This is a genomic window from Sphingomonas sp. RB1R13 (assembly GCF_036663775.1).
Taxonomy (GTDB): domain Bacteria; phylum Pseudomonadota; class Alphaproteobacteria; order Sphingomonadales; family Sphingomonadaceae; genus Sphingomicrobium.
On record NZ_JAXOJM010000003.1, the window covers coordinates 367,050 to 387,870 of the forward strand.

A 20,821-nucleotide genomic window follows, 5' to 3' on the forward strand; every position below is an offset into this window, starting at 1 on the left:
ATGGGTAAGCGCGATTTGAGCAGCCACACCGCAGCATCATCTTCCCGGCCGCGCATTCCGGTTGCAATCGGGCTTGCCCTGCTGCTTGCCGTTTGCGGGTGTACCAAGAAGGATGCGCCCAAGAAGCCGACCCCCGAGGCGGGTTACATCGTCGTCCAGCGCCAGTCGGTCGAGATTCCGACCCTGCTGTCGGGTCGGACGTCGGCCTTTGAATCGTCCGAGGTCAGGCCGCAGGTATCGGGCGTAATCCGCGCGCGGATGTTCACCGAAGGCTCGCTCGTCCGTGCCGGGCAGACACTCTATCAGATCGACCCGAGCGTCTATCAGGCGACGGCGGCGCAGGCACAGGCCAATTTGAACAGTGCCGAGGCGGCGCGGCAAGCGGCTTCGGCCAAGGCTGCGCGCTATCGCCCGCTGGCGCAGATGCAGGCGATCAGCCAGCAGGATTATACCGATGCGGCGGCCACTGCTCGCCAGGGCGCGGCGTCGGTCCAGCAGAATCGAGCGACATTGGAGGCAGCGCGGATCAACCTGCGCTTCACTCGCGTACCCGCCCCGATCAGCGGGCGGATCGGGCGATCGCTGGTGACGACGGGGGGCTTGGTAACCGCCAACCAGGCCGATGCGCTGACCACCATCCAGCGGCTCGACCCGATGTTTGTCGATATCCAGCAATCGAGCGCCGAGTTGCTCAAGCTGCGCCAGTCGATCGGCCATGGCGGGAGTGTGCCCACCGCAACCTCGGTCCAGCTGACGCTGGAGGACGGAACGCCCTACGGCTTTTCGGGGACGCTGCAGTTTGCCGAGGCGATGGTCGATCCGGCAACAGGATCGGTGACGCTTCGCGCGAAGTTTCCCAATCCACAGGGGCTGCTGCTGCCCGGCATGTATGTCCGCGCCAAGATCATCCAGCAGTCGATCCCGGACGCCATGCTGATACCCCAGGCGGGGGTGGCGCGCGATCCGCAGGGGCGGGCGACGGTGCTGGTCGTCGGGCCAGGCAACAAGGCGGTGCGGCGCACGATCGTCGCTGACCGCACGGTGGGCGACCAGTGGCTGGTGACTGCTGGTCTCAACCCGGGTGACAGGGTGATCGTGGAGGGGCTCGGCAAGATCAGGCCCGACACGGCAATTGTCCCGGTCCCGGCGGGATCGAAGCCGCGCGCAAGGCCTGCCGGCAAGGGTGGAAGTGGCCCGGCCGGCGGATGATTTCCCGGGTTTTCATCGACCGGCCGATCTTCGCCTGGGTCATCGCGATCGTCATCATGCTGGCCGGGGCGGGCGCGCTGTACAGCCTGCCGGTCGAACAATATCCCGACATCGCCCCGACGTCGATCAACGTGCGCGCAACTTACCCGGGCGCCTCGGCCGACACGGTCGAAAGTTCGGTCACCCAGATCATCGAGCAGCAGCTAACCGGAATCGACGGACTAATCTATTTCAGCGGCAGTAGCAGCTCGGCAGGATCGGCGTCGCTGACCGCGACCTTTGCCAAGGGGACCGACCCCGACATCGCCCAGGTCCAGGTCCAGAACAAGGTCCAGCAGGCGCTCGCTCGCCTTCCCCAAGCAGTCCAGCAGCAGGGCGTGACGGTGACCAAGGCGAGCAGCGACTTCCTGCTGATCGTGTCCGTCTATGACAAGACCGACCGGGCGACCAACAACGATGTGTCCGACTATCTGGTGTCGACTCTTCAGGATCCGATCGGGCGAATCCCCGGGGTCGGCGACGTCAGCGTGTTCGGATCGCAATATGCCATGCGGATCTGGCTCGACCCGGCCAAGCTTGCCGGAGTCGGGCTGATGCCGTCCGACGTCGTTAGTGCGGTCCAGGCGCAAAATGCCCAGGTTGCGGCGGGGCAGATCGGGGCGCAGCCGTCGGGCCCCGACCAGATGCTGACCGCGACGGTGACGGCGCGGTCGCGGCTGACGACAGCCGACCAGTTTCGCCAGATTGTGCTCAAGAGCCAGGCCGATGGCGCGCGCGTGTTGTTGGGCGATGTCGCCCGGGTCGAGCTGGGAGCGGAGAATTACTCCATCGTCAGCCGCTTCAACGGCCATCCCGCCGCAGGAATCGCGGTCCAGCTGGCGCCCGGCGCCGACGCACTCAAGACCGCCGAGCTGGTCAAGGCCGAGGTCGAGCGCCGCAGCCAAGACTTCCCCGACGGCTATGCTTTCGGCTTTCCGATCGATTCGACGACGTTCATCCAGCTGTCGGTCCACGAGGTCGAGAAGACATTGTTCGAGGCGATCATCCTGGTCGTGATCGTGATGTTCGTCTTCCTGCAAAGCTGGCGGGCGACGCTGATCCCAGCGATCGCGGTACCGGTGGTGCTGCTCGGTACCTTCGGGATCCTCGCCGCCTTCGGCTTTTCGATCAACACGCTGACGCTGTTCGGGATGGTGCTGTCGATCGGGCTGCTGGTCGACGACGCGATCGTAGTGGTCGAGAATGTCGAGCGGGTGATGGCGGAGAACCCCGACATCTCTCCGCGAGACGCGACGGTTCAGTCGATGGGCGAGATCACCACCGCGCTGATCGCGATTGCGCTGGTGCTGTCGGCGGTGTTCCTGCCGATGGCATTCTTCGGCGGGTCGGTGGGCGTGATCTACAGGCAGTTCTCGGTCACCATCGTGTCGTCGATGGTGCTGTCGGTGGTGGTCGCGCTGGTGCTGACCCCGGCGCTGACGGCGACCTTGCTGAAGCGCGAGGCGACACGCTCGGACACGGTATGGGCGGCCAGATTTCACCATCATGGCAACAGGTTCAATGCCTGGTTCGGGCGGACGTCGGACCGGTATCGCGAGCGGGTGCGGCGGACGATCGAGGAGCCGCGGTGGGCGCTGGTTGGCTATGGACTGATCATCCTTGTGCTGGGGCTGGTGATGTGGACGCTGCCGTCGAGCTTCCTGCCGGTCGAGGATCAGGGGCGGGCGCAGATCCAGTATACCTTGCCCCCCGGAGCGACAATTTCGCGCACCGAAGCGGTCGCTTCGACGGTACAGAAGTATTTTCGGGACAAGATGGGTGACACGGTCGACGCGGTCTACACCGTTTCGGGCCAGGGTGGCGGCGGCGGGTCGGGGCAGAACGCCGGACGCGGCTTCCTGCTGCTGAAGCCGTGGGACGACCGCACGGCGAGCACGGCCAGCGCCGATGCGATCACCAAGCAGGCGACGATGGAGCTTGGCCGCCAGTTGCGCGACGCCGAATTCTTTGCCCTGTCGCCGCCGTCGATCCGCGGGCTGGGCCAGTCCAACGGCTTCACGATGCAATTGCTCAATACCGGCGGGCTGAGCCGGGCCGACTTTAAGGCGGCACGCGACCGGCTGATCGGGTCGGCGCAGGGCGACCCGGTGCTGACCGCGGTCAGGCTTGGCACGCTGGAGGATAATCCGACGCTGACGGTCAAGGTCGACGACCAGAAACTGGGAGCGCTGGGAATCACGTCGCAAGCCGCCGACCAGCTGCTGGCGACCGCGTGGGGCGGGACCTATGTCAATGATTTCATTGATCGCGGGCGGGTCAAGCGAGTCTATGTCCAGGGTGATGCGCCGTTCCGCAGTCGCCCCGAGGACCTGAGCCAATGGTATGTCCGCGGGACGAGCGGGGCGATGGCGCCTTACACCGCGTTCGCGACGACCGGGTGGAGCCAGGCACCGTCGTCGCTGTCGCGATTTAACGGAACGCCGTCCTACCAGATCCAGGGATCGGCGGCCGAGGGCAAGAGTTCGGGCGACGCGATGGCGCGGATTGCCGCGCTGGCGGGGGAGATATCGGGGACGTCGATCGCCTGGTCGGACCTGTCGTACCAGGAGCGGCTGAGCGGAAGCCAGGCGCCGTTCCTTTACTCGGTGTCGCTGCTCGTCGTGTTTCTGTGCCTGGCGGCGCTGTACGAAAGCTGGTCGATCCCGTTCGCGGTGATGCTGGTGATCCCGATCGGACTGGTCGGGGCGGCGCTGGCGGTGTGGCTGCGCGGACTGCAGAACGACGTCTTCTTCCAGGTTGGCCTGCTGACCACGATGGGGCTGTCGGCCAAGAATGCGATCCTGATCATCGAATTTGCCGAACAGGCCGAGATCAAGGGCAAGAGCGCGGCCGACGCGGCGATCGAGGCGGCGCGGCTGCGGCTGCGGCCGATCATCATGACCAGCCTGGCGTTCATCGTCGGGGTCGTGCCGCTGGCGATCTCGACTGGCGCGGGGGCCAAGAGCCGGGTCGAGATCGGGACGGCGGTGGTCGGGGGGATGCTGACCGCGACCGCGATCGCGATTTTCCTGGTGCCCTTGTTCTTCGTGCTGGTGCGGACGTGGCTGAGGCCGCGGCACAAGCGCGATGCCGGCGTGGTGGAGGGGCGGCCGTGATGCGGCGAGTGACGAGCCTGGTGCTGATATTGACGTTGGCCGCGTGCAGCCTGGAGCCCAAATATGTCGCGCCCGTGCCGGCAATTTCGGCAGGCTGGCCGGTCCATGATCCGGCACTGCTGGCAAGCGAGCGTAGCCTGGCGAGCCTCGATCATCGTGACATGTTCGTCGATCCTCGCCTGGAACGGGTGATCGCGCAGGCGCTGGCGAACAGCCAGGACGTGCGGCTGGCGCTGGCCAATATTGCTGCGGCGCGCGGCTTGTATCGAGTGCAGCGGTCGGCACAGCTGCCGACGGTGACCGGCGGGGGCGATGTCGCGGTTCGCTATTCACCGTATGGATCAAACTCGGGATCGAGTTCGGGCGGTGGCAGCGGGGCCGGCACGACTTCCGGCGCTTCGAGCGGGAAGGATCTGAACACCAACTACAGCGTCGACATTGGCGCATCGGCGTTCGAGATCGACCTGTTCGGGCGGGTGCGCAGCCTGTCCAATGCCGCGCTCGATACGTATTTCGCGACCGAGGCGGCGGCGCGGGCAACGAAGCTGACGATGGTCGCCGATGTTGCCGATGCGTGGTTCACGCTGGCGACCGACCGATCGCTTCTGGCCATCGCGGAGGACACGGTGGTCAGTGCGCGCAAGAGCGAGGCGCTGACCAAGTTGCGCCTCGACGGCGGGATCGCGCCACGAACCGACCTTCGGCAGGCGCAAACAGTGCGCGCGACCGCTGAGAGCGACCGTGCCAATCTAGGAGCGATCGTCCAGCAGGATCGCAACGCGCTGGACCTGCTGGCCGGATCGACCGTGGTCGACGCCGACCTGCCGCCGTCGATCGAGGCGGTCGAGACGAGTGCACGCGCCGCCTCACCCGGGCTCGACAGCTCGATCTTGCTTCGCCGGCCCGACGTGGTCGAGGCGGAGTATCGGCTGCGATCGGCCAATGCCCAGATCGGCGCGGCGCGCGCGGCCTTTTTCCCGCGTATCTCGCTGACCGGGCTTGCCGGGCTGGCGAGCGGGTCGCTGGCCGGGCTGTTTTCGTCAAAGGCGTTCAGCGCGGCGATTACGCCGAGCGTGTCGATCCCGATCTTCGGCGGGACCAATCGCGGCAATCTGGATTATGTCCGCGCCACCCGCGAGGGCACGCTGGCAACCTATCAGAAGACGTTGCAGGGGGCGTTTCGCGACGTTGCCAACGCGCTGGCGCGGCGATCGACGATTGATGACCAGCTTCGGGCGCAACTGACGCTGGAAGCCGCCGCGCGGGATGCGGCGATGCTGACCGATGCCCGCTATCGCGGCGGGGTGGCGTCGTTCCTCGAAAGCCTCGACGCCCAGCGATCGCTTTACGCGGCGCGGCGATCGCTGGCGCAGGCGCGGCTGGTGCGCGCGCGAAGTGTGGTCGCGCTGTATCGCGCGCTGGGCGGGGATCCGACTTTATAGAGCCGGCTGTCATGGCGACGCCATAATCTCGCGCCGCGTGGCAGAAAAGCGCTTGCCCTTGGTGGCTTGCCCTCGCAAGCTGCAGGGAATGGACGCCATAGCTTATGACGAAATGGGGCCTGCGGGTGGCGTGGACGGGGGACAGGATCCCTATGCTGCGGTGCGCGAGTGGCTGGCCACGAGTTCGCCCGAATATCTCGAGACGCGGTGCAAGCAGGCTGAGCTGTTCTTTCGCCGCATCGGGATCACCTTTGCCGTCTATGGCGATGCGCAGGCCGACGAGCGACTGATCCCGTTCGACATCGTGCCGCGCATATTGTCGCGCGCCGAATGGTCGAAACTGGAGCGCGGACTGGTCCAGCGGGTGACGGCGCTCAATGCGTTTTTGAACGATATCTACGGGCCGCGCGAGATTTTGCGGGCGGGGATCATCCCGGCGGACCTGGTGCTCCGCAATCCCGGATTTTGCCTCGCCGCGATGGGGCACAAGCCGGCGCACGGCATTTATACCCACATCGCCGGGATCGATATCGTCCGCACCGGGCCCGACGATTTTTTCGTGCTGGAGGATAATGTCCGCACCCCGTCGGGGGTGTCGTACATGATCGAGAATCGCGAAGTGATGATGCGGTTGCTGCCCGACCTGTTCGCGAAACATGGCGTGGCGCCGGTCGAGACGTACCCCGAGATATTGCTCAACACGCTGCAGTCGGTCGCGCCGCCCAATTGCGACCGTGAGCCGGTGGTCGCGGTGCTGACCCCGGGGTTCCACAATTCAGCCTATTACGAGCATAGTTTCCTGGCCGACAAGCTGGGCGTCGAGCTGGTCGAGGGGAGCGACCTGCTGGTTCGCGACGATGAATTGTTCATGCGGACGACGGACGGCCCGCAGCGGATCGACGTGCTTTATCGGCGGGTCGACGACGCCTATATCGATCCGCTGACATTCCGGCCGACGTCGGTGCTGGGCGTGCCGGGGCTGATGAGTGCGTCGACCGCGGGGAACCTCACGCTGGCCAATGCGGTCGGCACGGGGATTGCCGACGACAAGGCGATATACAGCTATATGCCGGAGATCATTCGCTTTTACATGGGCGAGGAGGCGTTGCTGCAGAATGTGCCGACGTGGCGGTGCCGCGAGCCCGAGGCGCTGGCCTACACGCTCGATCACCTCGCCGAGCTGGTGGTGAAGGAGGTCGACGGGTCGGGCGGATATGGCATGCTGGTCGGGCCGCATGCCAGCTCGGCCGAGCGGGCCGAGTTTGCGGACAAGCTCAAGGCGCACCCCGAGGGGTTCATCGCCCAGCCGACGCTGTCGCTGTCGACCTGCCCGACCTTTTGCGACAGCGGGGTTGCGCCGCGCCATGTCGACTTGCGGCCATTCGTGCTGACCGGGGCGAAGGGCACGCGGATCGTGCCCGGGGGGCTAACGCGCGTGGCGCTGAGCGAGGGATCCCTGGTGGTCAATTCGAGCCAGGGCGGGGGCACCAAGGATACGTGGGTGGTCGATGATGAGGGGGAGCACGGCTGATGCTTTCCCGGACCGCCGGCGATCTGTTCTGGACCGGGCGCTATGTCGAGCGCGCCGATTTCATCGCGCGGCTGACCGATGCGACATTGAGGCTGGCCGCCCTGCCCTCTTACTATGGCGGCGATGTCAGCGCGTGGACGAGCGCACTGGTCGCGGCGGGGGTGAGCAACCTTTATGCCGAGAAATATCCCAAGCTGAGCGAGAAGACCGCGCTGCATTTCCTCGCGCTCGACCCCGACAATCCGTCGTCGATGTATAATTGCATCGAGCGAGCCAGGACCAATGCCCGCGCGGTGCGGACCGCGCTGACGGTCGAAGTGTGGGAAGCGATCAACTCGGCGTGGTTCGAGATGCAGAAATTCGGGCCCAAGCTCGGCGCGGCGACGACGATTTCGCGGCTGGTCGAGCAGGTCAAGGGATCGGCGCTGGCGTTCGACGGAGCGACCCACCGGACGATGCTTCGCGACCAGGCATACTGGTTCCTGCGGCTGGGCGCGGTGCTCGAACGGGCCGACAATACGGCGCGATTGCTCGAGGTGAAGTATAATTTGCTGTTGCCGAGCGACGAGCCGGTCGGGGGAAGCCTGGATTATTTCCAGTGGACGACGATCCTGCGGACGGTGTCGGCGCTGACCGCCTATCGCCATGTCTATAGCGAGAGCGTGAAGCCGTGGCTGGTGGCGGACCTGCTGATTCTCAACAAAAGGATGCCGCGCAGCCTGGCGGCGTGCATGAACGATGCCGCGCGCTACCTCGATCAGCTGGCGATGCGCAGCGGTCGGCGCGGGGCGGCGCATCGGCAGGCGGTGGCGCTGGCCAACCGGTTCGACAAGGGGCGGATGGACCAGATCTTCGCCTCGGGACTGCACGAGTATACGACGGCCTTCCTGGCCGATAATTTGCGGCTCGATCACGCAATCATGGAGCAATATCTGTTCTGATGCGCATCCGGGTCGATCATCGCACGAGCTATACCTACGCCATGCCAGCGAGCGCGGTGGTCCAGGCGCTGCGGCTGAGCCCGCGCGACCATGATGCGCAGCATGTGCGGTCGTGGCGGGTCGATGCCGATGTCGACGGGACGATGCGCGAGACGCAGGATGCGTTCGGCAACCGGGTGATGATGTTCTACGCCGAGGGATCGATTTCGGCGCTGACGCTGAGCGTTCATGGCGAGGTCGATGTCAGCGACAGTGCCGGGGTGATCCGCGCGCAGGAATTGCTGCCGCCGATGGTCTATCTGCGGCCTACAGTGCTGACGACCAGCGATGCGGCGATCGGTGCGCTGGCCAAGGCGGCACGGCATGACGATGTGCTGGCGTCGTGCCATGCGCTGATGACAGCGATCCGCGGAGCGATGGAGTTTCAGCCGGGAACGACAGGGACCGCGACTCCGGCGGCCGAGGCGCTCGCGGCGGCGAGTGGCGTATGCCAGGATTTCGCCCAGATCTTTTGTACTGCAGCGCGCGAGATCGAGATCCCGGCGCGCTATGTGTCGGGTCACCTGGCGCGACCGGGCGCGGACCAGCAGGAAGCGGCGCATGCCTGGGCCGAAGCCTATGTGCCCGACCTTGGCTGGGTCGCGTTCGATCCCGCCAACGGGATTTGCGCGACCGACGCTTATTTGCGAGTGGCGATTGGGCTGGACTATCTCGATGCCGCGCCGGTACGCGGGGCGCGGCGCGGCGGGGGCGCCGAACATATGGTGGTCGAGGTTCATGCTGCGGCCTCGCCACTGCCGGGGGGGACAATAGTGCAGAGCCAGGAACAGAACGGCCAATGACCTATTGCGTGGGGATCCTCGTCGCCGAGGGGCTGATCATGATGGGCGACACCAGGACCAATGCCGGGGTCGACAATATCTCGCGCTATCGCAAGCTGAGGGTCGTCGCCAACGGCCCCGACCGGCTGATCGTGGTGGCATCGGCGGGGAGCCTGTCGACGACCCAGGGGGCGCTTCACCGGATGCTGGAGGGAAGCCCCAATCCCGAGACCGAGGAGGTCGATCATTGGGATAGCGTGAAGAGCATCTACCAGGCGGCGCTGGCGGTCGGGCGGGCGTTGCGCGCGGCGCGCGACGGGATGGAGAGCCTGGAGCAAGGTGACATCAACTTCGATGCGACGCTGCTGATCGGCGGGTCGGTCGGGGGCGAGCCGTACCGATTATTCCTGGTCTATCCGGCAGGCAATTCGATCGAGTGCGGGCCAGATACGCCCTATCTCCAGATCGGCGAGGCGAAGTATGGCAAGCCGATCCTCGACCGCGGAGTGCGGTTCGATGCCAGCATGGACGAGACGATGAAGGTCGCGCTGATCAGCTTCGATTCGACGATGCGGTCGAATTTGGCGGTGGGGCTGCCGATCGACATCATCGCGGTGCGCCAGGGGAGCATCAAACCGATCGTCGATAAGAGGATCGGGTGGGACGATCCCTATTTCTCGCATTTGTCGAAGCAGTGGGACACGGCGATCGCCGACGCAACGGCGGCGATCCCGATGCCGCCTTATAGTACGCCTTCGGCTTAGTTTGTTGGCGCTACGCGTTGCGTAGCTTGGTTCGGCTAAGCGACGCCTTCGGAGTCCAGGGCGTAGCCGGCACTTCTCACCGTTCGCACCAAGTCCCCGCCGCCATGTTCGCCTAGCGCCATCCGCAGGCGGCGGATGTGGACGTCGACGGTGCGCAGCTCGATTTCCTCGCTGTGCGGCCAGACGGTTTCGAGCAGTTGCTGGCGCGAGAAGACCCGCCCGGGATGTTCGAGGAAATGGCGCAGCAGGCGATATTCGGTCGGGCCCAAATTGATCGCCTTGCCGTCGCGGCGGACGCGGTGGGCGCCCATGTCCATTTCGAGCCCGGCATAGTCCAATGTCTCGGCGGCCAGCGCGGGGCGTACCCGGCGCAGGACCGCGGCCGCGCGGACGACGAGTTCCTTGGGACTGAACGGCTTGGTGACATAATCGTCGGCGCCGGTTTCCAGCCCGCGCAGGCGATCATCCTCCTCGCCTCGCGCGGTCAGCATGATGATAGGCAGGTTGGCGGTCGAGGGCTTGCGGCGCAGGCGGCGGCACAGCTCGATCCCGCTTATCCCCTCGATCATCCAGTCGAGGACCATCAGGTCGGGACGAACTTCCTCGACCAGGATCAGCGCTTCCTCGCCATTGGCGGTCGAGGTGACGACATAGCCTTCGCGTTCGAAGTGAAACTGGACGAGTTCGGCGATCGCCTTGTCATCCTCGACCAGCAGCAGGCGCTTGGGGGTCATGTCAGTCGGTGACGCTGCCGCCGCGCGCGCGTTCGGCCATATGTTGTCCAGTGGCGGCATAATAGACCATCTCGGCAATGTTGGTGGCATGATCGCCGACGCGCTCGATGTTCTTGGCGACGAACAGGAGGTGCGCCGACTGGCTGATGTTCTGCGGATTTTCCATCATGAAGGTCAGCAGCGTGCGGAAGATCGAATTGTAGAAATCGTCGACCGCCTGGTCGCGGGCGGAGACCCTGAGCGCAGCCTCGGCATCGCGCTCGACGAAGGCGGTGAGCACGTCATGGACCATCTCGGTCGCGATCCGCGCCATTTCGGGGAGCAGCGACAAGGGCCCGATCGCGCCCGAATTTTCGATCAGCGGAACGCGCTTGGCGATGTTTTTGGCATAGTCGCCGATGCGTTCGACAACGCTGGAGATCTTCATCGCCGCGACGATATCGCGAAGGTCGCCCGCCATCGGGGCACGAAGCGCGAGGATCTGGATTGCGCGACGCTCGGTCTCGACCTCGAGCGCATCGAGCTTCTTGTCATTCTCGACGATCCGCAGCGCCCCTTCGAGATCGCGCTGCGTCAGGCACCGCATCGATTCGCGAATGGCGTGTTCGGCCAGCCCACCCATCTGCGAAATGAGCGCGCGGAGCCGGTCGAGATCCTCGTCGAATGCCTTGAGCGTGTGTCCGCCGGGCGCATTTGTCGTCGTGGCCATGGCCTTGTCCTTCCCACTCAGCCGTAGCGGCCGGTGATATAATCCTGGGTGCGGGTTTCGCGCGGGTTGGTGAAAATGTCCTTGGTGCGGCCATATTCGACCATTTCGCCAAGGTGGAAGAAGGCGGTGCGTTGCGACACGCGTGCGGCCTGCTGCATATTGTGGGTGACGATGGCGATGGCGTAACGGCCGCGCAGCTCGTGGATCAGCTCCTCGATCTTGGCGGTCGCGATCGGGTCCAGTGCCGAGCAGGGCTCGTCCATCAGGATGACCTCGGGATCGACGGCGATGGCGCGGGCGATGCACAGGCGCTGCTGCTGCCCGCCGGACAAAGCGGTGCCACTTTCCTGGAGGCGGTCCTTGACCTCGTCCCACAGGCCGGCGCGCTTGAGGCTTTTCTCGACGATGGCGTCGAGTTCGCTTTTGCCCTGGGCGAGGCCGTGGATGCGCGGGCCGTAGGCGACATTTTCGAAGATGGATTTCGGGAAGGGATTGGGCTTCTGGAAGACCATGCCGACGCGGGCGCGAAGCTGAACGACGTCCATGTCGGGGCCGTTGATGTCATTGCCGTCGAGGGTGATCTCGCCGGTGACACGGGCACCGGGAATAGTGTCGTTCATGCGGTTGAGGCAGCGCAGGAAGGTCGACTTGCCGCAGCCCGACGGGCCGATGAAGGCGGTTACGCGGTCGTCGTGGATGTCGATCGAGACGCCCTTGAGGGCTTCTTTCTCGCCATAGAAGACGTGGATGTCCTCGGCGTGCATCTTGGCGGGCTTGGCGGCGGCAGAGTCGGGGCCAGAGTCGGGACCCGTGTCGAGGGTCGCGTCGGGGCCGACTTCGACGACCGGGGCCGAGGGGTTGGCGGGCGGACGCTGGTCCAGTGTCGAGGGCTCGGGCGCGCCGTCGGGGCCGCCCATCTCGTCCCGCTGGTCACGCGCCGCGTCGGCGGCGATCGCGGTCGACGGCATCGGCACCGGGGTGGTGGCATTGAGGGGCATTTTTTCGTTTTCCATGTCGGGGCCTACCAGCGACGCTCGAAGCGGTTGCGGAGATAGATGGCGAGCCCGTTCATCATCAGCATGAAGACGAGCAGGACGATGATCGCGGCACTGGTCTTTTCGACGAACGAGCGGTCGACCTCGTCGGACCACAGGAAGATCTGCACCGGAAGCACCGTCGCGGGGTCGGCGATCCCGCCGGGCGGGGTGGCGATGAAGGCGCGCATCCCGATCATGAGGAGCGGCGCCGTCTCACCCAGCGCGCGGGCCATGCCGATGATCGTGCCGGTCAGGATCCCGGGCAGCGCGAGGGGCAAGACATGGTGGAAGACGACCTGCATCTTCGACGCGCCGACGCCGAGCGCGGCATCGCGGATCGAGGGCGGGACCGACTTGATCGCGTTGCGCCCGGCAATGACGATGACCGGCATGGTCATCAGGGCGAGGGTGAGGCCGCCGACCAGCGGCGCCGAGCGCGGCAGGTTCATGATGTTGAGGAACACTGCGAGGCCGAGCAGCCCGAAGATGATCGAGGGCACGGCGGCAAGGTTGTTGATCGACACTTCGACGAGGTCGGTCCAGCGATTGCGGCGGGCAAATTCCTCGAGATAAAGCGCGGTCAGCACGCCGATCGGAAAGGCGAGGCCCATCGTCACGATGATCGTCAGGAAGCTGCCTTTGAGCGCGCCCCATACGCCAACCGCAGAGGGATCGGTAGCATCCGACGCGGTCAGGAAATCGAGGTTGAAGCTGCGGCGAAGCCCGTCCTTGGCCTTAATCGCGGCGACGATCGCTTCCTGTTCGGGGGCGGCATCGCCCTTGGCGGCGACATCGACCTTGCCCGAAACGGGAAGCCAGACTTCTGCCGGGTGCGACAGCAGAGTGGGGTCGGCGACGAGCTTGCGGCCGAGTTCGCGCACGCCGCTTTCGCCGAACATCTCGGCCGCGGCGGGGCCATAGGTGGCGGTTGCCGCCTGGGTCAGTGCGCCTTCGAGATTGGCCTGGGCGACAATCTGCGCAGCGTCGGGGCCCTTGAGTGTAGCGGGGTCGATCAGGACGTCGGACCTGGGCAGGTCGAGCTGGAGCCTGGCCTCGGTGTGAGTGAAGCCGCCGATGCCCTTCGAGGCCATGGTGAACAGCAGGAAAGCGAGGAAGGCGACCGAAGTGGCGACGGCGATGAAGCCCAAGGCACGGAAGCGGCGCTCGGCGGCATAGCGCCGCGCGACGCGCTTCTGCATCGATCCGTCGGCCCAGCGCGAAGCGTGACTCTTACTCATATGCTTCCCGATAGCGGCGCACCACGGTCAGCGCGATGAGGTTCAGGATGAGCGTGATGATGAACAGCGCAAGGCCGAGCGCGAAGGCGGCGAGCGTTTTCGCGCTGTCGAATTCCTGGTCGCCGGTCAGCAATTGCACGATCTGGACGGTGACGGTGGTGACCGCGTGGAACGGGTTGGCGGTCATGCTGGCGGACAGGCCGGCGGCCATGACGACGATCATCGTCTCACCGATCGCGCGGCTGACGGCGAGAAGGACGCCGCCCACGACCCCGGGGAGTGCGGCGGGAAGAACGACCTTCTTGATCGTCTCGGACTTGGTGGCGCCAAGGGCGAGGCTGCCGTCGCGCATCGCCTGGGGGACGGCGGCGATGCTGTCGTCGGCCATCGAACTGACGAACGGGATGATCATGATGCCCATGACGAGCCCGGCGGCGAGCGCGCTTTCGCTGCTGGCCGAGGTGACGCCGATCGACACGCCGAAATCACGGACCATCGGGGCGACGGTCAGCGCGGCGAAATAGCCATAGACGACGGTCGGAACGCCGGCGAGAATCTCGAGGATCGGTTTCAGCCACGCGCGCACCGACGGCGCGGCATATTGGGTGAGGAAGATGGCGCTCATCAGGCCAAGCGGAATGGCGACGATCATGGCGATGATCGCACCGATGAAGGCGGTGCCCCAGAAGAGGGGGATCGAGCCGAACTCGCCCGACGATCCGGCCTGGTCGGCGCGCAACGCCATTTGCGGCGACCAGCTGGTGCCGAACAGGAAGTCGGTGATGGGGACCATCTTGAAGAAGCGAATGCTTTCGAACAGCAGCGACAGGACGATGCCGAGGGTCGTCAGGATGGCGACGGTCGAGGCGGCCATGAGGAGCAGCATCACCCACCGCTCGACCCCTGAGCGAGCGCGGAATTCGAATCTCACGCGGGAAACGGCAAAGGCCCCGCCGGCGATGGCGGCGAGGAGCGCGAAGGCCCCGCCGATGCTGGCATATTTGCTGCTGGCGGCCTTGAACATGGGCGCGAGCGTGGTCGACTGAGGGTTGAACCCGGCCTCGATCTTGCCGCTGGCGATGTCCTGCGCTTCGCCCAATATGCTGTCGCGCTGGATGTCGCTGTCCGGAAGCGCCTTGCCCTCGGGCGAGGAGAGAACCGACTGCTGGACGAGCCGGGTCTGGACCGGGGACCAGGCGGCAAGCAGGAGCAGCGCGGGGAGCGTCGCCCACAGGATCGCATAGAAAGCGTGGTAGATAGGCAGGCTGTTGAGCCGCGCCCCTTTCGCCCGAGCGACGCGAAGCGCCGAGGCGCGGCGAAAGGCGATCACCGCTGCGATTGCGGCGACGAGCAGCACGCCGAGTAGGGCAAGGCCCAGGGTCATGAGGTGCTGCTCGCCGTCCGTCGTTTACTTGAGGTTGGTGCCGTCGAGCGGCTTGAGTGCAGCGGCCTGTGCGGTCGACGTCGCGGCGTCGGCCGCGGCGAACGGCACGAGACCGCGCTTCTCGAGCAGACCGCCCTTGCTCCACAGCTTGGAATAGGCCGCGATGAACTCCTTCATCTTGGGTTTCACCGCGAGGTGGTCGCCCTTGACGTAGATGAACAGCTTGCGCGAGCCCGGGTAGGACAAGTCGGCGATTGTCGCTTCGGTCGGCGAAACGCCGCCGAGAGTCACGGCCTTCACCTTGTCGGCATTCTCGTCGAGGTAGGAGAAACCGAGCACGCCGATCGTGTCATTGTCGACCGCGACCTTCTGGACGAGGAGGTTGTCATTCTCGCCGGCTTCGACATAGGCGCCGTCTTCGCGGATCTTGGTGCAGGTCGCCTTCTTGGCGTCGTCCTTGAGCGCCTTGGACGCGGGGTCGGTCTCGCAGCCCTTGGTGAGGATGAGGTCGGCGAGGCTGTCACGCGTGCCGCTGGTCGGCGGCGGGCCCATGACGTGGATCTTCTGCGCTGGCAAGGCCGGGTTGACGTCTTTCCAGGTCTTGGCGGTGTTGGGGCCCTTGCCGAACGGGTTGGCGGCGAGCGCCATGTAGATGTCGCGCACGGTCAGGCTGAGCGCCGGCGCGCCCTTGTTCTGGATGAAGGTCAGCCCGTCGATGCCGATCGGGACTTCGATGATCTGCTTCACGCCATTCTTGGCGCAATCGTCATATTCCGACTTCTTGATGGCGCGCGAGGCGTCGGTCATGTCGGGGGTATCGCCGCCAACACCCTTGCAGAAGAGTTTCATACCGGCGCCGGTGCCGGTCGATTCGACAATCACCTGGGTGCCCGGATTATCGCGCTGAAAGCCTTCGGCGACTGCAGTGGTGAAGGGATAGACGGTCGACGAACCGACGATCTTGATCTGGCTCGACGAGGAGCCACCGCTGCCCGAATTGCCCGACCCGCAGGCGGCGAGCATCACGATGGCGGGAATCAACAAGGGCAGTTTCGTCATTGGTCTTTCCTCTCAGCAGCGCCCCGATACGCATGGGGCTGATAACGGCTTTGCGGGCCTTCCGAAAGGCGCGCGGTAGAACTTAAAAATGGCGGCGCCGCGCCCTTCCGATGGAGGGCACGGCGCCGGTTACGCGATACTAGAAATCGAGCTGGGCGCGAACGGCGGCAGTATCGACGCCGAACTTGCGCTCGTTGGCGGGCGTGGTCGTGCCGATCGGGAAGATGCCGTTGGGCAGCCCCGGCGACGCGACGCTGTTGATCGTGGCGCGCGGCCCGCCCGTGACGTTGAGATGGGCATATTGCGCAGTGAAGCGGACATAATCCATCGGGCTCCACACCAGGTCCGCCATATACGCGATCTGGCGGCCGCCGTTAACGTAGTATGGCGCCGCGAGATTGGCCGCCACCGAAGTCCCTACCGGGCCAGTGCCGACGCGCTGGTTAAGGTTGATGTAGTCAACCCGCGCATTGACCTGGAGCGCGCCCCAGCCGCCCTGGTCGAACGGGTGGAGGACCTTGGTACGGTCGAACTTGCCGCCCTTGTAAGCGCGGGTTTCGCCGGTCAGATAATAGCCGAGCTCGGCATAGCCACCCTCGAACGAGGGATCGCCGACATAGCGCGTGCCGGTGGTGAAGTTGTTGGGCGAGTTGACGATGTCCGACGGCTGGTAGCCACGGACCCACAGCTTCTGCGCCTCGGCGGCGAAGTGGAAGCCCTTGTGGATGGCGGCGAATTCCAGCCCGACGCTGTCGTCGCCGTCCGACGCCACCGAACCGGCATCGACGAAGCGAATGTCGGTCGTCTGAAGTTCGGGACGAGCGCGATAGGTCTGGCCTTGCAGGTCACGCTGGTTGACGCGGTGATGGCCGCTGACGCCGAAGTGAAGCTGGGTCGTGCCGAGCTTGGGCGAGAAGGTGCCGCGAGCGCCGGCTTCCCAGCCGGTACGGGCGAAGCTGGTGTTGTTGATCTCCTGGCTGAACATGCCGGCGGTCAGCGTGAACCGATCCGTCTTGGGATCGAGCAGCGCGACCGACACGCCGAGGCGGCGGTTATAGTTGAACGCGTCGGTGAACGCCGGGCGCTCCATGAAGCTGGTGAACTTCGAACTGGTAACGGTCTCGAGGCTCGACATCGGGTAAAAGTTGCCGATCTGGATCTTGATCGGGCTGCCCTTGCGCTGATAGCTCAGCAGGATGTCCTCATAGTCAACCGTGCCCTGGGCGAAGTTGAATTCGACGTTGTAGCCAAAGCCGCCGGGAAGCGAGCCCTCGGCGCCGATGATCGCCCGGCGCAGACGGGTGTTGAAGCCGAGGTTGTTGAAGTTCTGACCGCCCGCGCCGCCAAGCTGCTGGCCGTTGGGGAAGCCGACATAACCGGCGTCAAACTGCAGCGTGCCCTTGGGCTTGAAGCTCCAGCCAGCGTCCTTGTCCTCGAACAGGGTCGCGCCCTTCCACGAAGGGGTCACCTTGACCATCGCGGTCTTGATATTCTCGAGCTGAGCCTGAAGCGCTTCGACCTGCTGGGTGAGCAGTTCGATCCTGGCCTGGCCCTCGTCTCCCGCGCCGGCGGCAGCGATGGCGGCATCGGCAGCGGCATCGGACTGATCCGGGGTGGCGTTGGCGTCGGCCTGGGCCGGCTGGCTGGCGGGCGGAGTCGCGGTCTGGGCGAGTGCACCGGTCGTGGCGAGAAGCGCAGTGCCGGCAAGCAGCGAGCGCAGGATGGTCGTGGCGATCATGATCGAATAATTCCCCTAATTCCCCGCCTCCCATAAGGAGGCCCGTGAGGCGCGCCGCGATCGACGCGCCCCGACTGTTTCACGCGATTACTTGAGCGACTTGAAGTCGAGCGGCGAGAGCGTGCGCGCGGCATTCTGGCTGCGGGCACGGACATTGTTCGGCGCCGCGATCATCCCGCCCTGCGAGCGAAGATAGCCGTTCGGACCGAAGGCACTTTCCTTGGTGAATTCGGCAGCATAGGCGCGCATCGCCGGGATGGCGTTCACATGCGCGTTCTTGAGGTAGATGTAGAGCGGACGCGCGCCGGGATATTGGAAGCCCGAGATCGACGCATAGGTCGGCGTTACGGCGTTGACGTTCAGGCCCTTGAGCTTGCCCGCATTTTCTTCGAGGTAGGAGAAGCCGAAGATCCCGATCGTGCCGGGGTTGGCTTCAAGCTTCTGGACGATGAGATTGTCGTTCTCGCCCGCTTCGATGTAGGCGCCATCGGTGCGGACGCCGGTGCAGATCGCCTTGAACTTGTCGGGATCGCTCTTCTTCATCGCGGCCATGCCGGCATTTTCTTCGCACGCCGGGGTCATCAGCAATTCGCCAAGCGCATCACGCGTGCCCGAGGTGGTGGGCGGACCATAGACGCGGATCGGAAGCGCCGGCAGGCGCGAGTCGACGTCCTTCCACGTTTTCGACGTGTTGGTCTTGCCGAACGGGGTCTTGGCGAGCGCGAGGTAGATGGCGCGGAGCGAAACGCCGGTCATTCCGGTGGACTTGGCGGTGGCGAGCGTGACACCGTCGAGGCCGACCTGAATCTCGGTTACCTGGGTGACGCCGTTCGACACGCACAGCTTGGCTTCGGACGCCTTCATCCGGCGCGAGGCATTCTCGACATCGGGGAAGCGCTCGCCGACGCCGGCGCAAAACAGCTTCATGCCGGCGCCGGTGCCGGTCGATTCGATGATCGGGGTGCCGAGGCGCGGGTTGGCGCGGCCGATCTTCTCGCTGACGATGCGCGCGAACGGATAGACGGTCGACGAACCGACGGCGCGCATGTTGGTGCGGGCGTCGGCGTTGCTCGAAATCAGGGCCAGCGCCGCAGTGGCGAGGCCGAGTGAAAACTTGGTCATGTGAGTCCCCATGAAAGCCGCCCTGTGCGGCCTGCTGAAGCCGCCATTAGGACGGTTTGGGGACTCGGTTATGACGGGACGGTTACATGATTGTGACAGTCGTGGAATCAGGCGTCGAGCGTCGCCACCACTGCAGCAATAAAGCGGGGAAGCGCCTCGTCCGACATGCCGACGACATTGAAGCGCCCGCTGTCGGCCATGTAGATGGCGTGATCGTCCCGAAGCGCGACGACCTGCGCCCTGGACAGCGGCAGCATCGAGAACATGCCAAATTGTTCGCCGATGAAGGCGAGCCGCGGGTCGGCAGCGGCGATCGTCGCGCGGACCTGGTTGATCCGCGCGCGCATCGCGTCAAGCTCGACCAGCCAGTCGGCGCGCAAGGCAGGGTCATCGAGCACGATTCGCACGACGGCGCCGCCATGGTCGGGCGGCATCGACCACATTTCGCGAGACATCTGAAGGAAGTGCGCCATTGCGGTAGCGGTCGTCTCGCGACTTCCGGTCTTGATGAACAGCGCGCCGACGCGGTCGCGGTAGGATCCGAAATTCTTGTCGCAGCTTTGCGCGACCAGCACTTCATCGCACACGTCGAGCAATCCGTGGAGCCCGGCGGCATCCTGCTCCAGTCCGCGTCCCAGCCCCTGGTAGGCGAGGTCGACGAAGGGCAGAAGCCCGTGCTCGACGACCACTTGCGTCACCTGGGCCCACTGGTCGTCGCTGAGGTCGGCGCCGGTCGGATTGTGGCAGCAGCCGTGCAGCAGCGCGACATCGCCGGGTCGGCCGGCCCGCAAGGCGGCGATCATCTCATCGAAGCGGATGCGACGGTTGTCGCGGTCGTAATAGGGGTAGTTGGACAGGGCCAGGCCGACGCCCCCTGCCATCGGTGGATGATTGGGCCAGGTCGGATCACCGAGCAGCACCTGCGCTTGCGGATTGGCCAGCTTGGCCAGTTGGAAACCGAGGCGAAGCGCGCCGCAGCCGCCGGGGGTCTGGAGCTGGTCGATGCGACCATCATCGGCGTGGCGACCGAGCACGAACGGGCGGAGCAGCGTGGCAAAGCGGGCATCGCCGCGGCCGCCGAGATAGGCCTTGGTCTCCTGCCGCTCCCACAGCAATTTCTCCGCCGCCTTGACCGCCCTGGGGATCGGGGTGCCACCCGCAGCGTCGCGATAGACGCCGACCCCGACGTCGATCTTTTCTGGCCTTGTGTCGGCATTGCACATGGCGATCAGCGCCAGCAACGAATCGGCGGCGACCGGAGGGAGGGCAGCAAGGCCGTGGGCCTGCGCACGATTGAGCGTGTCGAGCATGGGATCCCGTCTAGCGGCATATTGGCGCGGGCGCAAAAGCGGCAACCAAGGCTTGCGGGCGTGTGAAATTCAGCCAAGGTTCAAACCCTTGCCGCTCTTGGGGACGTCATGAGCCAAAAGTCCGCGTGAATATTTTTCACTTCCTCAGTGCGCTTCCCCTGCTGCTTGGCCTGTCGTCAGCCGAGCCGCAGCGCGTGGTGAGCCGGGTGACCGTCGTCCAGCAGACGACGATCTTCCGAATCCCGGTGCGCCCCCACGCCGCATCGCCGCTGGTCGAATGGACCGAGCAGAAGGGCCCCAAATGCGTCCCGGCGACCGAGATTGTCGCGGCGCTGCTGTCGAGCCCGAACAGCGTCGACTTCGTGCTGCGCGACCGCAGCCGGGTGCGGGCGCGGATCGACGAGGATTGCTCGGCGCTCGATTTCTATGACGGCTTCTATGTCCAGCCCGAGGACGAGCGGCTGTGCGCCCGGCGCGACGAGATTAGTTCGCGCATGGGCGGAAGCTGCAAGATCGAGAAATTCCGTAGCCTGGTGCCGCAGTTCAAGCGCTGATCCGGCCCCTGCCTGCCCGGGGCCGCCCACGTTGACTTTTTACGCTTTTTCGGCTCTAGGCTGAGCCTTCGTC

Annotated in this window: 17 protein-coding genes; 8 read left to right on the top strand and 9 right to left on the bottom strand. The window is 65.3% G+C overall.

Translation table 11 applies throughout. The features are described 5' to 3' along the window. The 7 genes from U1700_RS11300 (at nucleotide 1) to U1700_RS11330 (ending at nucleotide 9,863) form a co-directional block, all read left to right on the top strand. Nucleotides 1-1,209: an efflux RND transporter periplasmic adaptor subunit gene (locus U1700_RS11300; RefSeq protein WP_332752759.1), complete on the top strand. Its 1,209-nt coding sequence runs from the start codon at nucleotides 1-3 to the stop codon at nucleotides 1,207-1,209. Then, nucleotides 1,206-4,364, top strand: coding sequence for an efflux RND transporter permease subunit (locus U1700_RS11305; RefSeq protein ID WP_332752760.1), 3,159 nt, complete (start codon nucleotides 1,206-1,208; stop codon nucleotides 4,362-4,364). The genes U1700_RS11300 and U1700_RS11305 overlap by 4 nt, the downstream gene beginning before the upstream one ends. Further along, nucleotides 4,364-5,806 (top strand): efflux transporter outer membrane subunit, encoded by a 1,443-nt coding sequence (locus U1700_RS11310; protein WP_332752761.1) that lies wholly within the window; start codon nucleotides 4,364-4,366, stop codon nucleotides 5,804-5,806. The genes U1700_RS11305 and U1700_RS11310 overlap by 1 nt, the downstream gene beginning before the upstream one ends. Before the next feature lie 88 nt (nucleotides 5,807-5,894). Continuing rightward, a complete protein-coding gene (locus tag U1700_RS11315) occupies nucleotides 5,895-7,337 on the top strand; it encodes a circularly permuted type 2 ATP-grasp protein (RefSeq protein WP_332752762.1) in 1,443 nt (480 codons plus the stop codon). Then, nucleotides 7,337-8,278 carry an alpha-E domain-containing protein gene (locus U1700_RS11320; protein WP_332752763.1) on the top strand — a complete coding sequence of 314 codons (942 nt, stop codon included), beginning with the start codon at nucleotides 7,337-7,339 and terminating at the stop codon, nucleotides 8,276-8,278. Before U1700_RS11315 ends, U1700_RS11320 begins: the two co-directional genes overlap by 1 nt. After that, entirely contained in the window at nucleotides 8,278-9,120 is an 843-nt protein-coding gene (locus U1700_RS11325) for a transglutaminase family protein (protein ID WP_332752764.1), read from the top strand. The genes U1700_RS11320 and U1700_RS11325 overlap by 1 nt, the downstream gene beginning before the upstream one ends. After that, nucleotides 9,117-9,863: a peptidase gene (locus U1700_RS11330; RefSeq protein WP_332752765.1), complete on the top strand. Its 747-nt coding sequence runs from the start codon at nucleotides 9,117-9,119 to the stop codon at nucleotides 9,861-9,863. The genes U1700_RS11325 and U1700_RS11330 overlap by 4 nt, the downstream gene beginning before the upstream one ends. Nucleotides 9,864-9,898: 35 nt before the next feature. On the opposite strand, the gene phoB is transcribed toward U1700_RS11330, so the two are convergent. The 9 genes from phoB to U1700_RS11375 form a co-directional block, all read right to left on the bottom strand. After that, the gene (gene phoB, locus U1700_RS11335; protein WP_332752766.1) at nucleotides 9,899-10,597 is read right to left on the bottom strand and encodes a phosphate regulon transcriptional regulator PhoB; all 699 of its coding nucleotides are present in this window, start codon (nucleotides 10,595-10,597) and stop codon (nucleotides 9,899-9,901) included. Nucleotide 10,598: 1 nt separating this feature from the next. Continuing rightward, the gene (phoU, locus tag U1700_RS11340) at nucleotides 10,599-11,306 is read right to left on the bottom strand and encodes a phosphate signaling complex protein PhoU (RefSeq protein ID WP_332752767.1); all 708 of its coding nucleotides are present in this window, start codon (nucleotides 11,304-11,306) and stop codon (nucleotides 10,599-10,601) included. A gap of 17 nt (nucleotides 11,307-11,323) precedes the next feature. Continuing rightward, nucleotides 11,324-12,070 (bottom strand): phosphate ABC transporter ATP-binding protein PstB, encoded by a 747-nt coding sequence (pstB, locus tag U1700_RS11345; RefSeq protein WP_332753005.1) that lies wholly within the window; start codon nucleotides 12,068-12,070, stop codon nucleotides 11,324-11,326. Nucleotides 12,071-12,327: 257 nt separating this feature from the next. Beyond that, nucleotides 12,328-13,581 (bottom strand): phosphate ABC transporter permease PstA, encoded by a 1,254-nt coding sequence (gene pstA, locus U1700_RS11350; RefSeq protein WP_332752768.1) that lies wholly within the window; start codon nucleotides 13,579-13,581, stop codon nucleotides 12,328-12,330. Beyond that, nucleotides 13,574-14,965, bottom strand: coding sequence for a phosphate ABC transporter permease subunit PstC (gene pstC, locus U1700_RS11355; RefSeq protein WP_332752769.1), 1,392 nt, complete (start codon nucleotides 14,963-14,965; stop codon nucleotides 13,574-13,576). The genes pstA and pstC overlap by 8 nt, the downstream gene beginning before the upstream one ends. A 24-nt stretch (nucleotides 14,966-14,989) precedes the next feature. Then, nucleotides 14,990-16,024 (bottom strand): substrate-binding domain-containing protein, encoded by a 1,035-nt coding sequence (locus U1700_RS11360; protein WP_332752770.1) that lies wholly within the window; start codon nucleotides 16,022-16,024, stop codon nucleotides 14,990-14,992. 139 nt (nucleotides 16,025-16,163) lie between these two features. Continuing rightward, entirely contained in the window at nucleotides 16,164-17,762 is a 1,599-nt protein-coding gene (locus U1700_RS11365; RefSeq protein WP_332752771.1) for an OprO/OprP family phosphate-selective porin, read from the bottom strand. Between the two features lie 87 nt (nucleotides 17,763-17,849). Beyond that, the gene (locus U1700_RS11370; RefSeq protein ID WP_332752772.1) at nucleotides 17,850-18,884 is read right to left on the bottom strand and encodes a substrate-binding domain-containing protein; all 1,035 of its coding nucleotides are present in this window, start codon (nucleotides 18,882-18,884) and stop codon (nucleotides 17,850-17,852) included. A gap of 107 nt (nucleotides 18,885-18,991) precedes the next feature. Further along, complete coding sequence (locus U1700_RS11375; RefSeq protein WP_332752773.1) at nucleotides 18,992-20,194, bottom strand: amino acid aminotransferase; 1,203 nt, start codon at nucleotides 20,192-20,194, stop codon at nucleotides 18,992-18,994. A gap of 125 nt (nucleotides 20,195-20,319) precedes the next feature. On the opposite strand from U1700_RS11375, the gene U1700_RS11380 reads away from it, so the two are divergent. Then, nucleotides 20,320-20,748 (top strand): hypothetical protein, encoded by a 429-nt coding sequence (locus tag U1700_RS11380; RefSeq protein WP_332752774.1) that lies wholly within the window; start codon nucleotides 20,320-20,322, stop codon nucleotides 20,746-20,748. Nucleotides 20,749-20,821 lie beyond the last annotated feature (73 nt).

What these genes read in the sequence shown, in the direction of transcription:
- U1700_RS11300 (WP_332752759.1), top strand. Translation starts at nt 1, where the DNA reads ATGGGTAAGCGCGATTTGAGCAGCCACACCGCAGCATCATCTTCCCGG.
- U1700_RS11305 (WP_332752760.1), top strand. Translation starts at nt 1,206, where the DNA reads ATGATTTCCCGGGTTTTCATCGACCGGCCGATCTTCGCCTGGGTCATC.
- U1700_RS11310 (WP_332752761.1), top strand. Translation starts at nt 4,364, where the DNA reads ATGCGGCGAGTGACGAGCCTGGTGCTGATATTGACGTTGGCCGCGTGC.
- U1700_RS11315 (WP_332752762.1), top strand. Translation starts at nt 5,895, where the DNA reads ATGGACGCCATAGCTTATGACGAAATGGGGCCTGCGGGTGGCGTGGAC.
- U1700_RS11320 (WP_332752763.1), top strand. Translation starts at nt 7,337, where the DNA reads ATGCTTTCCCGGACCGCCGGCGATCTGTTCTGGACCGGGCGCTATGTC.
- U1700_RS11325 (WP_332752764.1), top strand. Translation starts at nt 8,278, where the DNA reads ATGCGCATCCGGGTCGATCATCGCACGAGCTATACCTACGCCATGCCA.
- U1700_RS11330 (WP_332752765.1), top strand. Translation starts at nt 9,117, where the DNA reads ATGACCTATTGCGTGGGGATCCTCGTCGCCGAGGGGCTGATCATGATG.
- phoB (WP_332752766.1), bottom strand. Translation starts at nt 10,597, where the DNA reads ATGACCCCCAAGCGCCTGCTGCTGGTCGAGGATGACAAGGCGATCGCC.
- phoU (WP_332752767.1), bottom strand. Translation starts at nt 11,306, where the DNA reads ATGGCCACGACGACAAATGCGCCCGGCGGACACACGCTCAAGGCATTC.
- pstB (WP_332753005.1), bottom strand. Translation starts at nt 12,070, where the DNA reads ATGCACGCCGAGGACATCCACGTCTTCTATGGCGAGAAAGAAGCCCTC.
- pstA (WP_332752768.1), bottom strand. Translation starts at nt 13,581, where the DNA reads ATGAGTAAGAGTCACGCTTCGCGCTGGGCCGACGGATCGATGCAGAAG.
- pstC (WP_332752769.1), bottom strand. Translation starts at nt 14,965, where the DNA reads ATGACCCTGGGCCTTGCCCTACTCGGCGTGCTGCTCGTCGCCGCAATC.
- U1700_RS11360 (WP_332752770.1), bottom strand. Translation starts at nt 16,024, where the DNA reads ATGACGAAACTGCCCTTGTTGATTCCCGCCATCGTGATGCTCGCCGCC.
- U1700_RS11365 (WP_332752771.1), bottom strand. Translation starts at nt 17,762, where the DNA reads ATGATCGCCACGACCATCCTGCGCTCGCTGCTTGCCGGCACTGCGCTT.
- U1700_RS11370 (WP_332752772.1), bottom strand. Translation starts at nt 18,884, where the DNA reads ATGACCAAGTTTTCACTCGGCCTCGCCACTGCGGCGCTGGCCCTGATT.
- U1700_RS11375 (WP_332752773.1), bottom strand. Translation starts at nt 20,194, where the DNA reads ATGCTCGACACGCTCAATCGTGCGCAGGCCCACGGCCTTGCTGCCCTC.